Annotated in this window: 13 protein-coding genes; 5 read left to right on the plus strand and 8 right to left on the minus strand. The window is 58.5% G+C overall.

Features of this window, described 5'->3' with window-relative positions; translation table 11 throughout:
- Positions 1–17: 17 nt before the first annotated feature.
- From JQ635_RS10870 to JQ635_RS10890, 5 genes are all read right to left on the minus strand, one after another.
- Complete coding sequence (locus JQ635_RS10870) at positions 18–863, minus strand: enoyl-CoA hydratase/isomerase family protein (protein ID WP_211409835.1); 846 nt, start codon at positions 861–863, stop codon at positions 18–20.
- Positions 864–934: 71 nt separating this feature from the next.
- Complete coding sequence (locus tag JQ635_RS10875) at positions 935–2,143, minus strand: CaiB/BaiF CoA transferase family protein (RefSeq protein ID WP_211409836.1); 1,209 nt, start codon at positions 2,141–2,143, stop codon at positions 935–937.
- 52 nt (positions 2,144–2,195) lie between these two features.
- Positions 2,196–3,425, minus strand: coding sequence for an ABC transporter substrate-binding protein (locus tag JQ635_RS10880; RefSeq protein WP_211409837.1), 1,230 nt, complete (start codon positions 3,423–3,425; stop codon positions 2,196–2,198).
- 513 nt (positions 3,426–3,938) lie between these two features.
- On the minus strand, positions 3,939–4,349 hold the full coding sequence (locus tag JQ635_RS10885) for a MaoC family dehydratase (RefSeq protein WP_211409838.1): 411 nt from the start codon (positions 4,347–4,349) through the stop codon (positions 3,939–3,941).
- Positions 4,343–4,774, minus strand: coding sequence for a hypothetical protein (locus JQ635_RS10890; protein ID WP_211409839.1), 432 nt, complete (start codon positions 4,772–4,774; stop codon positions 4,343–4,345). Before JQ635_RS10890 ends, JQ635_RS10885 begins: the two co-directional genes overlap by 7 nt.
- Positions 4,775–4,939: 165 nt before the next feature.
- Between JQ635_RS10890 and JQ635_RS10895 the strand changes: the two genes are divergently transcribed.
- Positions 4,940–6,097: an acyl-CoA dehydrogenase family protein gene (locus JQ635_RS10895; RefSeq protein ID WP_211409840.1), complete on the plus strand. Its 1,158-nt coding sequence runs from the start codon at positions 4,940–4,942 to the stop codon at positions 6,095–6,097.
- Between the two features lie 17 nt (positions 6,098–6,114).
- Positions 6,115–6,588: a MaoC/PaaZ C-terminal domain-containing protein gene (locus JQ635_RS10900; protein WP_211409841.1), complete on the plus strand. Its 474-nt coding sequence runs from the start codon at positions 6,115–6,117 to the stop codon at positions 6,586–6,588.
- Here JQ635_RS10900 and JQ635_RS10905 read toward each other — a convergent pair whose 3' ends face one another.
- Entirely contained in the window at positions 6,589–8,121 is a 1,533-nt protein-coding gene (locus tag JQ635_RS10905; protein ID WP_211409842.1) for a class I adenylate-forming enzyme family protein, read from the minus strand. It abuts the gene before it with no gap.
- A 156-nt stretch (positions 8,122–8,277) separates the two neighbouring features.
- Here JQ635_RS10905 and JQ635_RS10910 point away from each other — a divergent pair, with 156 nt between their 5' ends.
- From JQ635_RS10910 to JQ635_RS10920, 3 genes are all read left to right on the plus strand, one after another.
- Positions 8,278–9,261: a Bug family tripartite tricarboxylate transporter substrate binding protein gene (locus JQ635_RS10910; protein ID WP_211409843.1), complete on the plus strand. Its 984-nt coding sequence runs from the start codon at positions 8,278–8,280 to the stop codon at positions 9,259–9,261.
- 65 nt (positions 9,262–9,326) lie between these two features.
- Positions 9,327–9,800 (plus strand): tripartite tricarboxylate transporter TctB family protein, encoded by a 474-nt coding sequence (locus tag JQ635_RS10915; RefSeq protein ID WP_349631853.1) that lies wholly within the window; start codon positions 9,327–9,329, stop codon positions 9,798–9,800.
- Positions 9,800–11,356 (plus strand): tripartite tricarboxylate transporter permease, encoded by a 1,557-nt coding sequence (locus tag JQ635_RS10920; protein ID WP_211409844.1) that lies wholly within the window; start codon positions 9,800–9,802, stop codon positions 11,354–11,356. Before JQ635_RS10915 ends, JQ635_RS10920 begins: the two co-directional genes overlap by 1 nt.
- Before the next feature lie 103 nt (positions 11,357–11,459).
- Here the strand turns inward: JQ635_RS10920 and JQ635_RS10925 are convergent, their stop codons facing one another.
- Together JQ635_RS10925 and JQ635_RS10930 are read right to left on the minus strand one after the other, a co-directional pair.
- Entirely contained in the window at positions 11,460–12,344 is an 885-nt protein-coding gene (locus JQ635_RS10925; RefSeq protein ID WP_211409845.1) for an NAD(P)-dependent oxidoreductase, read from the minus strand.
- Positions 12,345–12,583: 239 nt separating this feature from the next.
- Positions 12,584–13,066: FAD-binding protein (locus tag JQ635_RS10930; protein ID WP_211409846.1), on the minus strand; the 483-nt coding region annotated here is incomplete at its 5' end.

A 13,066-nucleotide genomic window follows, 5' to 3' on the forward strand; every position in this document is an offset into this window, starting at 1 on the left:
TTCGTGGTCTTCGCAACCTAGTTTGCGACCTTGACGCTCCCGCCTGTCGCAGACCGCTCCGGTCTTGCATTCCAATCGAAGAGCGTCGGTTCCTTGTTTACAAATCTCTTCACGGCTGCGGCATGATACTCGTCGGTGCGCGCCGTCGCTTGAGCATACGCCTCCAGCTCGAGGATCGTACGAGCGTCGAGATGAAATGACTGGTTCAGGATATTCTTCGTCAATCCGATTGCGCGAGTAGGCGCTAAGCAGAGGCGTCGAGCAAGATCTCGCGCCGCATCCATAAGCGCGCCGGGTTCGTGGATCGAGTGCGCGATACCCAGGTCAAGTGCTTCCTCCGCGCCGATCCTTCGGCCCGTGAACATAATTTCCTTCGCTTTCTGCAATCCGACCAGGCGCGGAAGCAGGAAAAGGCCATTCCAGTCTGGCACCAGGCCGATGCGAACGAAGCTCTGAACGAAAAATGCGCGGGAGCTTGCCAGAATGAAGTCTCCAATGAGAGCCAAATTGAAGCCGGCGCCGGCAGCCGCGCCGTCTACGGCAACGACCACAGGAACCTCAAGGTTAAGCAAATCCATCATTCGATTATGGGATTCGCGCAGACCCTCGCGGGCGGCGAATGCGGTCCTAGCCCCACCACGTTCGTGCATCGACTTGACGTCGCCACCGGCACAGAAAGCTCCACCCGAGCCGGTCAAGATGACGACTTTGACGTCGCTTCCAGCGCGGGCCCGCAGGATCTTGAGAGCTTCGTCGAGATCGTGTCGCATTGGGTCGGAAAGTGCGTTTCGCGCCTCAGGCCTATTGAGCGTCAGAGTCGCGATCTGATCGTCGATTTCGAGCTTAACGTGGGTGAACTGCATGGTTATGGTACCTCAGTGAGAGTCCGTGGTGAGCCAGCGAGCCCGAGCGAGGCGGGAGCGCTTTTGTGTGCTCAAGGTTGGGGGGCGGCTTCGATCGCGACGCCGGAAATAATCAGTCGCTCGATCTCAGCGTCATCGTAGCCGGACTCCCGTAGGATCTCGCGAGTCGCGGCCCCCTCAATCGGAGCGTCCCTGGCCAGGCTGGGTGGAGTCTCCGACATCCAAACCGCCGGACGAGGAACGACCATGTCGCCCTCAGTCGGGTGTCTGCGTCGCACGAAGAAGCCGACCTCCTTCAGGTGAGCATCCTTGAGGAGATCTTCCAAGGTATGCAGCGGACCGTGAGGAATCTCCGAGCTTGCGAAGAGCTCGAGCCATTCCGCCGTTGATCGTGTCTCGAGAACGGCCGCCATTGCGTCGAGCACCGCCTCCGGGTTTTTTGCTCGCGCTTCCTGGCTCGAAAAGCGTGCGTCGGATTGATAGTCTGTCCGCCCGGTGACCTCACAAAACTTGAGCCAATGCTTATCGGTGAACGGAATCACGCAAATCGCGCCATTCTTGGTGGGGAAGGGGCGCCTGGCGGGCGATACAGCTCGTGCGTTTCCGATGTTACCGAGCGGCGGGTCGTATAGCGCGCCAGTCATGTGGTCACCCAACATGAACTCGATGGCGTTTTCGTACATTGGGACTTCGACTTCCTGTCCGCGTCCCGTCCGCTCCTGACGGACAAGGGCCGCGAGAGTTGCGTGAGCCGCGGTGACTGCCGTGAGCCGGTCGACCGCATTCAGAGGAAGATACCGAGGAACTCCGTTTTTTCCCCGAGCTGCGAGCGAGGCAATGCCACTCATCGCCTGGATCAAGTCGTCATAGGCAGGACGATCGCGATAGGGGCCGTGACGGCCGAAGCCTATGATGTTGGTACAGACGAGCTTGGGGTTTGCACGATTGAGTGATTCGTAGTCTAGCCCCAGTCGTTCCAGGGCGCGGGGACGCATGTTGTGGATCAAAACGTCGGCCCCTGCTGCGAGACGGCGGACGACGTCGATTGCGTCCCTCTTCTTAAGGTCCAGAGCGAGAGAACGCTTGTTTCTGTTCAAGAGCAGATGATAGGCGCTCATCTTTCGGCTTCGTGCCGGAACTGCAATTCTCAGCGGATCGCCGCCCGGTGGCTCGACCTTGATCACGTCGGCTCCGTAATCGCCGAGAATGCGGGCGCATAGCGGCCCCGCAATCACAGTACTCAGGTCGATAATGCGCTTTCCCGCTAACGCGCCGGTCATGCAATCCTCATTCTTTCGCCGCTGCTGTAGGAGAAGCACTTCCCAACGTTCATTAGCGATCCTTGTGACCGTCGATGAGTTCGCCGAAGAACTCCCACGTCTCGCCCGTGAACTTCATCAAACGAATTTGCTCCAACGGTGCGTGATCCGTCGACGAGGTCTTCAGCCGCGAGCCGGGTAGGTAGACTCCGATCGAAAGATCGAGAGCTTCCGCCTGCTTCATCACGTTCTCGCGCGTCAAATCGTCGCCACACTGCTCTAGAACTTTCACGAGAGCGGTTGCCGATCCGTATCCGTAGGCATTAGACAGATCCGTTTTGTCGCCGTCCGGATAGTGCTCCTGCATGAATTGTCTGAACTCGTTCATCCCGGCGTCATCTTTCCATTGAGGATCGTTCGGATCTTTCATGTAGTGGGAACTCAGGACGTCCTTTGAATTATCCAGGCCAGCCGGTTGCAGCACATTTGTAATCCCGGCCGCGGAGCTTGAGATGAAGCGGACAGGCTTCCATCCCAGGGATGCAATCTTCCTGATGATCTGCGCAGTAAACTTGGTGGTCGTCAGCGCCATGAAGATATCGGGGTTGGCGGCCTTGATCTTGTAGACTTGCGAATCCGCCGTCGGCTCGGATGTTTCGTGAGACACCTCGGCTACGATCATGGATGCGGCATTGTCGCCCAGAGCTTCGCGAATGCCTTTGCGGTAGTCCCTGCCGATATCGTCGTTCTGGTAGAGGATGCCGATCTTACTGCCTGGAAAGTTCTTTAGGATGTACTGGGCGTAGACCCGACCTTCCGCGACGTAGTTCGGAGACCATCCCATGCTCCAGGGAGCCGCCTTCGGATCATCGAATCTGGCTGCGCCGCTGGCGGTGAAAAGTTGAGGAACGTGCTTTGCATTGAGGTAAGTCTGGGCGGCGGCGCTGGTTGGCGTGCCGATCATGCTGAACATGAGCAGCACTTCGTCCCCTTCAACCAGTTTTCGCGTCTGCTCGACCGTCTTTGGCGGGCTGTACCCGTCGTCATACGAAATGAAGTTGATCTTGCGCCCGTTGATGCCGCCGCGCTCGTTGATCATCTTGAAATACGCTGCCTCGGCCTTGGCGATTGCTCCGTAGGCGGAGCCGGGACCCGAGTAAGCCGCTGTATTGCCGATCTTTATTTCGGTGTCGCTCGCGCCCGGGCCGTACTTCTTTTCACCGGCGTGAGCGTGCGTGCTTGTGATCAGCAACATTGCAGCCAAGCCATAGCCAAAGATCCCGCGTTGAGCGCGAAGCTCCATGTTCCCTCCAAATGTGCTGGCGATCTTTAATGCCCAAGCGGGCATTCGTCGCGGTTGTGAAAACTGTAAACATTATGCACGAGCTGCGTAGCCCGTCAAACAGAATGCATTTCCGTGGCGCGGACATAATGAAATACCGAAATGTAGACAGTTGACATGTTGATGGCTTGCATTACTGCCAGCCGAGTTCGCTCCGTACTCCCTCTCGAAGCGAATTCGTGTTCGGTCGTTCAGATCAGTCGAATGTCCGAGCGCGTGACGATCCGCTGCTGTCGGCGGAGCCTGTCGGGCACTGGCAAGCGGCAGCATCGCCCTCTAGGGCGTTCCTCCCTTGACTTCGCCGGGACCAGCTGGATGGTCCCGGCGACTTTTATCAACCGATGCGACGGCGTAATCCAGGGTGGCTTGAAGGGGTGGCTTGATCGCACGATGAGATGCGATCGTGCCATCGTGCGGCAGAGCACGATAAGCTGCGTAAGTCCGCCGCTTCTAAGCGAGAGGTGTCGACCGCTGCTAGGAGGAGGCCAAAGTGAGTTCGGCGGTGGCGACCGCTAGTAAGTTTTGATCGCTGAGGGCGCGAAGATCGAACAATACCCTGCCGTCAACGATATCGCGGACGCTCATCTCCAGCCTTACCGTGCTGTCGACCTGGCCAGGAACAAGAAACTTTCCCCGGATTGCTCCGGTGCGGCTCCAGGCGTCTTCGCCAAATAGCTCGCACATCCAAGATTCGAATGGCGCGAGGAGCAGGGGGCCCTGAGCGATCACCTTCCCAAACGGCGTATTAGCCGCGTAAGCGGGATCGCAATGGATCGGAGCGTCAGTACCGAGCAGAGAACCGAAATCGCAGAATGATTCCAACGTCATCCGCGGCCCGCTGCGGGCAAATTGTTGTCCGACCTCGAGTTCATGAATGCTTAGCATGGCCAATACAACGTGTGTTTGATCTTGGCGACGGACCGGCTATCGGTTGTGCATTTCACATGCTGGTCGACGACGATGAAACGCTTCTCATTGCGGATGAATTTGTCGACTATCGAGATTTCGACAGTCAAAGGCTCTCCGAGATGGGCGGCACTCATCATTTGGATTTCTTCCTGAGCGTGCAGCACGCCTGGCGGAAATCGCATCTGCCCCTTCAGCGCCTTGAATTCGTTGAGCAAGAATGCGGGAATCCGACAGCCCGGCCGAAGCCAGGGCGCCTCTTCGCCCAAACATCTATAAAATCGCGCCAGATCGTTCAGGTCGATCGGCAGCGGTTGCGGAGGGAAGGCCGTGCCGACCTCGACGCTGTCGTAACCTACGCCGCTCCATCCGCCCATTCGATGGTCAGGCTCGAGTGCTCCCATCCTTCGCTCCGCATCGGCCGAAATCGCATGGCCGTGGTTTTTGACTTCGCGAAGGACTGATAGTAAGCGGAGGGTCATGTGTCAACAGTTGGCAGAAGGTCGGAAGCCGCTTGGGATCGAAGCCGATCTTCTCTGCCGCCAAACTTCGATCCTGGAGGATTAGCAATGCCACTCTTCAACGATTTCGGTTTCACTGACGAGCAAAAGCTGATGCGCCAAAGCCTTTTGAGCTTGGCCGAGCAGCATCTTCCTATCGAGAAAATCCGCGAGCTCGATCGTGATGGTGGTTGGCCTCATGACGCCTACCGAGCTCTGGCGCGTGGAGGGTGGCTGGGCCTTTTATATCCGGAGGAGTACGGCGGCCTTGGTGGCAGCTACAAGGACATGGCTATCCTGCTGGAAACGCTGTCCTACCACTATGCCTGCCTCGGTACGACGTACATGACCAGCGCGATCTATGCGGGCCTTCAGCTACTCTACAATGGCACCGAGGAGCTGAAGCAGAGCTACATGGTCCCCATGATCAAGGGTGACATCTACATTGCCTTTGCTTTGACTGAGCCGCAGACCGGTTCGGACGCAGCTTCGATCAAGACCCACGCGGTCCGGGATGGCAGCGACTACATCATTCGCGGTCAGAAATGGTTCATTACGTCAGCGCACGTCGCGGACTACATCGTCCTGGTCGTCAAGACTGACCCGAACGCGGAGCCGGCGCACAACGGTTTCAGCCTATTCCTCGTCGACGCCAAGGCGCCCGGCGTAACGATCCGGCCCATCGAGACGATGGGAAGGCATACCACGCATACCAATCAGATCTACTTTGACGAAGTTCGCGTGCCTGCGCGCAACCTGATCGGGCAGGAAAACAAGGGTTGGCGCATCCTCATGCGTGGTCTCAATCTTGAGCGAATGGCGATCGCCGCTTGTGGTGCCGGCAATGCACAGAAGGCCATCGACATCGCCCAGGACTATGCCTCGCAGCGCATCCAATTTGATCAACCAATCACGAAGTTCCAGGTCATCGCGCACAAGCTCGCCGACATGCGCATCAAGGCCGAAATCGCCCGTTTGGTGACCTATCGAACTGCCGAGATGCTGGACGCCAACTACGACTCGCGGATGGAGACGGCGATTGCCAAGATCGTGGCCACTGAAAACGACTTCGAATGCGCCAACATTGGCATGCAGGTCATGGGCGGAGCCGGCTTCTCAATGGAGCACGATATGCAGCGGCTCTTCAGAGACTCCCGCCTCGGGCCTATCGGCGGCGGAAGCAACGAAATTCAGCGCAACATCATCGCCAAACTGATGGGCCTGTAAGCTAGGGAAGCCAGCAAATGATGACGAGCGCTCCAGCCCCCCGCGGAATGTATTTCGAGGATTTCACCGTCGGTCAGGTTTTAACCACAGGACGACGAACGATCACATCGACCGACATCGTGAACTTCGCCTGCCTGTCAGGCGATTTCAACGACGTCCACACCAATCACGAGTATTGCAAGACGACGCCGTTCGGGGAGCCGATCGCGCACGGTCCGCTCGTCTTTGCGGTCGCCGCAGGACTCAACTATGCATCCGGGATGAACGACGGGACCCTGATTGCCCTGCTCGGAATCGACAAGTGGCGGATGAAGCGACCGGTCAAACATGGCGATACGATCTTTGTCCGCACGCAAGTCATCTCCAAGCGGGAGACCAGCCAGCAAGATCGAGGCGTGGTGACGTTCGCACGCGCCTTCGTCAATCAGCGCAATGAAGAGGTGCAGGAGATGGAGGTTTCGATTATGTACCGCCGTCGTCCGGCGGCCTGATCAGGCGTCCTGCGGTTGCTTTGCGACCCAGGCCTCGACCTCCGAGCGGAGTATCTTTCCGGTATTGTTGCGTGGCAAGCTGCCCTTCGAGACGAACATCACTCGTTTGGGCCGCTTGTACGATGCCAGCTCGTCGCGACACAGCGCTATCAGTTCGTCGGAGCTCGGGGCAGGGGATTCCGACGCCACCACAAGGACTGGCACCTCGCCCCAACGTGGATCGGGTTGCCGGACCACGACTGCCTCGACGATCTTCGGATGCTGCAAGGCGACGCGCTCGATTTCGGCGGGATAGATGTTCTCGCCGCCGGACTTGATCAGATACTTGCTTCGGTCGACATAGCTTAACCGGCCATCGGTGCGGCGAACAAAGACGTCACCCGTATGATACCAGCCACCACGGAATGCGTCGCGCGTAGCATCCGGTGCATTCCAATACCCGCTGAACAAAGTCGGTCCCCGCATCACTAGTTCGCCGGGCTGTCCTTCGAGAACAGGCGTTCCGGAATCATCGACCAATGAAACCTCGCAAAGCAAGCTCTCGGTCTTTCCGAGATCTGTTGGAATTTCGCCGGTTGCGAGCCGCCCTGCAGACGCGGGCGGCATGCCCGTCTCTGTGCTACCAAACGTGTTCGTGAAAGGGACGCCAAAGACTGACGTGAGGTCAGCAATCTGTTGCGGTGCGAAAAGGTCGGCCATGGCTCCGAACTTCTTGAGCCGTTTCACCTGCGGCCGCCGCTCACGGAGATAAGCTAACGTTTGTTCGACCATGCCTGGAAAGAAGATCAGGTTACTGAGACTATCGCTCTCGAGATAATCGCAGATGACGGGAAGGTCTGCCCCATCGAGCACGACGACCTTGCCGCCGAGCAGAAGTGTGCCAAGCCCCAACTCGACCGAGGCCATGTGGCACAGCGGAGACCAGGCCAAAAAGGTATCGCCGCCATCTACTCCGTAGTCGCTAACGTACACCATAAGGCGTGCGAGGATCGCTCTGCGACTGATAAGCGCCCCCTTCGGTAGACCGGTCGTTCCGCTGGTGTAGATGATGAACAGCCCGGCCTCGGGATCGTCGTCGACACCGGGACCGTCCATCGGATCACACTGCTCGATCCGACGATCGAGAAGTTCTCCAGTTTCAAGCATCTCACCGCAGGCCGTGTCAGCCAGGAGCGAGGTCAGTTTGGTCGATACGATAGTAACCTTGGGCTGAACGAGCTCGACGCAGTGTCGGATTTCCTTTGCTGAGAGTCTGAAATTCAGAGTGGAAACGATGAGCTTCAGTCGAATCGCCGCGATCGCGAGTTCGAGAAAGAGCGGGGAATTCTCACTGAGGATGCATACGCGATCTCCCGGTGTACATCCGAGAGAAGCAAGTAGGGACTGGAGTTTCCTCGATCTCTCGTCGAGCTGGGCATAGCTAACCTCCCGCCCCGCCGACACAACTGCTGTCCGATGCGCCTTGAGCCGGCATTGCTTGGCGAACAGAGCCGACAGAGAGAGCTGCGAGGCACTGGTGGTTTCTTTGTTCATTTTTATTAGGCCCTGTGGGTGCAGACGATCAAAGATAAGAGGCGTTAGCACAACGGTTTTTGAATTGTAAGCTGTAGACAGTTGGCAGATTTCCGGCTATTCAGCGACTTGGGCCCGGCGCGCCCCCGTCATAAGCCTAAGTATATGGAGGAAATCATGAATCGTGTCGTCCGGCTTGCCGTCGCCCTGCTGGCGCTCGGCGCCACCTTCGCCGTTCGACCGGTGGCCGCGCAAAACTATCCAACGAGGCCCGTCAAGATGATGGTGGGCTTCAGTCCTGGGGGGACTATCGACGTAACGGCTCGCATTATTGCTGATCAGCTTGGCCAGAAGCTGGGCAAGCCGTTCATCGTCGAGAACCGTACCGGCGCGAACGGGCAACTGGCGGCGGAGGCCGTAGCCAAAGCCGAGCCCGACGGCCAAACAATCTTCGTCAGCAACAGCAGTTCGATCACGCTCAATCCTACTCTCTTCAAGAAGCTTCCCTACGATCCCGAGCGAGACTTCGCGCCGGTCACGACGGTCGTTGCCACGCCTCTCATCCTCGTGGTGAATGCCGATGACCCTAAGTCGAAGGACATCAAAACCGTCAAAGACCTTGTTGCCGCTGCAAAAGGCAAGCCCGGAGAAATCTCTTACGGCTCGGCCGGCAACGGAAATATCACTCACCTTGCTTTCGAACTTCTCAGTCAGCGCGCCGAGATCCAGATGCTCCATGTCCCATACCGTGGAGCGGCTGCGGCTGAAGTTGCGGCTCTTTCGCAGGAGGTTATCGCCGTTTTCGACACCCTCTCGGCGATTCCCTATATCAAAGCCGGAAAGTTTCGGGCCATCGCAGTCTCTTCACCGACGCGTCTGCCGGCGCTCCCTGATGTTCCCACGATTGCCGAATCTGGGTACCCGGGATTCGATATAACCTTCTGGGTCGGAATTTTCGTTCCCAAGAAGACGCCGTCGTCGATCGTCGATCTGCTGCAGAAGACGATCGTAAGCGCTACCCAGGATCCCGCCGTGCAATCCCGCCTCGAGCCGCAAGGCTTGATCTCCACGCTTACGCCAAGCGAGTTCGCCGACAAGATCCGCACCGAGACGAAGCAGCTCGCCGACGTTGCGGCCGCGGCTCACCTCGAACCGAACTAGTTCCGAGCAGAAACGTCGGGCCTCGTCCGCGGGGGGCGCGGACCCTAGTGGGAGCTGGAAAATTCGTGTCGTCTACCCTGCTACGTAAGCGCGATTTCTACGCCGGTATGGCGATCACGCTGCTCGGCTGCGCTGTCGCGCTCGACTCCAGCATCAACTACAATCTCGGCACGCTGGCCCGGATGGGGCCGGGCATGTTTCCTCTCATGCTAGGCATTGTCCTCGCGGTAGTAGGGGGCCTTATCATTGGGACGGCAGTCACCTCGCCGCTCGACCCCGAGGATTGCTTTCTTCCAAAAGACAAGCATTGGTGGGCGTGGAGCTGCATTCTGGGAGGCCCCATCCTATTCGTCATATTCGGCGAGCGGTTCGGATTTCTTCCTGCAACATTCGCGTGTGTCTTCGTGTCCGCGTGCGGCGATCGCGCCGCGACGCTCAAGGGCTCCCTCATCCTTGCTCTGGGAGTATCGGTGGTCGGCTCCTTCCTGTTCGTCGGTCTTCTGCAGTCGCCGCTTCCTTTGCTCAGGTGGAGCTTCTGATGCTTGCACAAGCGTTCAGCGATCTCTGGTATGGCTTCGGCGTAGCCCTCGAACCCCAGAACCTGATGTGGTGCCTGATTGGCGTATTCATCGGCAACATGGTCGGTGTGCTTCCAGGCATGGGGCCACTTGCGACCATCTCAATTCTTCTGCCGCTCACGTTTGGCATCAAGCCGGTCGGCGCCATCCTCATGTTGTCGGGCGTATTCTACGGCGCGCAATACGGGGGAGCCATCTGCTCGATCCTGCTGAATTTGCCCTGTCATCCACCGCATGCAGTGACATGTCTTGACGGCTTTCCGCTTACCAAGCAGGGCCGCGGCGGGGCAGCGCTCGGAATCACCGTTATTTCATCGTTCGTCGGCGCTTCCTGGGGAATCACCGAAATGGTGTTCCTCTCGCCGGTCCTGGTGCTGGTTGCCCTCAAGTTCGGTCCAACCGAGATATGCTCGTTGATGTTGCTCGGATTGCTTGCGGGATCGACCCTGTCACGTGGCTCGCCGCTCAAGGGCATCGCAATGACCACGGTTGGCTTGTTGCTTGGAATCGTCGGCAACGATATCGACTCAGGCACCCCGCGTTTCACGTTTGGAGTCACCCAACTTTATGATGGCGTAGAGATCGTGGCGCTGGCCTTGGGCTTGTTCGGTATCGCGGAGTTCTTGAAGAGCGTGAACCAGCCTTCGGAAATCACGACTGCTTACTCGAAGGTAAGCTTTCGCGATTTGCAGCCCTCGCGTGACGAGCTGCGTCGCGCCATTCCGGCGATGCTTCGCGGCACGCTGATCGGTAGCCTGTGCTCTCTTATTCCCGGCACCGGGCCGACAATCGCGTCGTTCATATCCTACGCCGCCGAGAAGAAGATTTCGAAGACGCCCGATGCGTTCGGCACGGGTATGATCGAGGGAGTGGCCTCTCCAGAAGCCTCGACACATTCCGCCGTGCAGGGCGATTTCATTCCAACTATGAGCCTTGGAATCCCGGGTGACGCGGTGATGGCCCTTATTCTGGGTGCGCTGATGATCCAGGGCATTGCGCCGGGGCCCCAGCTAATCAGCGAGCACCCCGACATTTTCTGGGGCTTGGTCGCCAGCTTCTGGATCGGGAATATTATTCTGGTCGTACTGAATGTGCCGCTCATCGGATTCTGGGTTAAACTCCTCATGATCCCATACAAGTATCTCTATCCGAGCGCACTGTTCTTCGTCTGTATAGGCGTCTACAGCGCCAACAACGAGATGTTTCAGGTCGCCGAGACGATATTCGTCGGCCTAGTCGGATTTGTGCTTCTGCGCCTCGACTTCCACCCCGCTCCAATACTGTTGGGGTTTGTACTAGGCCCTCGGTTCGAAGAAAGCTTTCGACGCGCGATGCTTTTGTCGCACGGCGATATTCTCGCCTTCGTTAAGCATCCAATCAGCGCGGTATTCATCGCGCTGTCCGCCGCCTTGATTGCTGGCCAGGTCTATCTGCGCCTTCGAGATTCAAAGGTCTCGCCGGCCGCATTAAGATCGGAAGGAAAGGCGCGCGTGTCCCCGCTGGCGGTCGAAGAATAGGCGGCGAGTGGGGGAGCCATATAAGGCGCCCTTTTCGGGCGCTTAGCCAATGTGCAATTGACTGCGTCGACAAGCGGGCTCGAGCCCGCCTGTCTGTCCGAAGTCACTTCGTCGGGGCCGCCCAGTTCTGGTACATCGATAGCAGCGCCACGATGTCCTGCCCCCGAAAGCCCTCAGCCAAGGCCAATGCATACAGTTCGCGCGATGACGATGCCGACGGCGTTGGCATCTTGATTGCCCGGCCGAGCTCGATGGCCAGTGCGAGGTCCTTTTCACCAAGCTCCATCTTGAATCCGGGAGAGAAATCACCCTTGAGCGCGTTGGGAAAGCGCTTGGTGAAATGATGCGATCGCCCGCCGCTGACGGACAATACGTCGTACAGCTTCTGTGGTTCGACGCCGGCGGCTACACCCAGCGCAAATGCTTCGGCCGCCACTAGCACGTTGCCCATCGTCATCATGTTGTTGACGATCTTGACGGCCTTGGCTGTGCCGACCCCACCTGTGTGCTTCCACTCGGCGCCCAGTCTCTGCAGGATCGGCTCCGCACGAGTGATGTCTGACAATTCGCCTCCGGCAATGAGAATGAGTTTGCCGGACCTAGCCTCGTTCGGACCTCCGCTCACGGGGCAGTCGACGACGGCGACTCCGCGGGCTGCCGCCGCTTCCGCGACGGTCCGCATTGTCTGCGGATCAATCGTGCTGAGCTCGATGCAGAGTGCTCCCTTCTGGGCGCTCGCGACGATTCCGGCGGTACCAAGCCAGGCTTCCGACACGGCCTTGGGATCGGGTAAGCTGGTCAGAATGATCGAGCGGTCCGCGAGGGCGTCCGAAATGCTCGAGGCCATCCGGAATCCGTCTTTCGTCAGCCTGGCGCGCTGGTCGGCGCTCAAATCGAACCCCAAGACGTCGAAATTCGAATCCCGGAGTCGCGCGGCCATCGCCGATCCCATCTGTCCCATGCCGATCACGGCAACCTTCTGTGTCATCCAAATCTCCATTGATAGTCAGTTGCTGGAAGTCGCCTCGAAGGCGGCTTGGTCGTAGTCAATGAGCCGAAATCGGCAATTCGGTATTGTCTGTAAGCGGACGGGTCAGTCGGGTTCACAGACGGAGCAGGCGCTCTTCGGAGATGCCAGCGCAGTCCCGCATCCGGCTACGTCAAATCGCCGACGATGTTGCGAAACAGAACGAGGCGCCCTCGCGAGCGCCTCGCACGACTAATAGCTTAAGCTGCGGACTTTCGCGGCTTTGCGCCGACATAAGCGGCGGAGCTTTCGCCGGCGAGCTTGCCGAACACCGAGCCGGACATCAGGCCCGTACCGCCCGGATAGTTTTCGAAGAACAGACCGCCGACGAGTTCGCCTGCAGCATAAAGGCCCGGGATGGACTGATCGGTCATATCCTGCACTTCGCCGCGCGTATTCACCTGGAGGCCGCCAAACGTGAAGGTGATGCCGGTGGTGGTCACGAAGGCGACGTAGGGTGGCTTGTTGATCGGCAGAGCCCAGTTCGACTTGGGCGGCGAGATGCCGCGGGCGGCCTTGCCGTCGAGAACGGCCGGATTGTACGGTTCGGGGCCACAGGCCGCATTGTATTCGTTGACCGTCTTTTCGAGTTCGACCGGATCGAGTTCGAGCTGCTTGGCAAGACCGGCGATCGTGTCGGACTCGGCTTTGGTCACCTGCTTGATCCGGTACTCGTCGCGCAG

The organism is Bradyrhizobium iriomotense, assembly GCF_018130765.1.
Lineage (GTDB): Bacteria > Pseudomonadota > Alphaproteobacteria > Rhizobiales > Xanthobacteraceae > Bradyrhizobium > Bradyrhizobium iriomotense_A.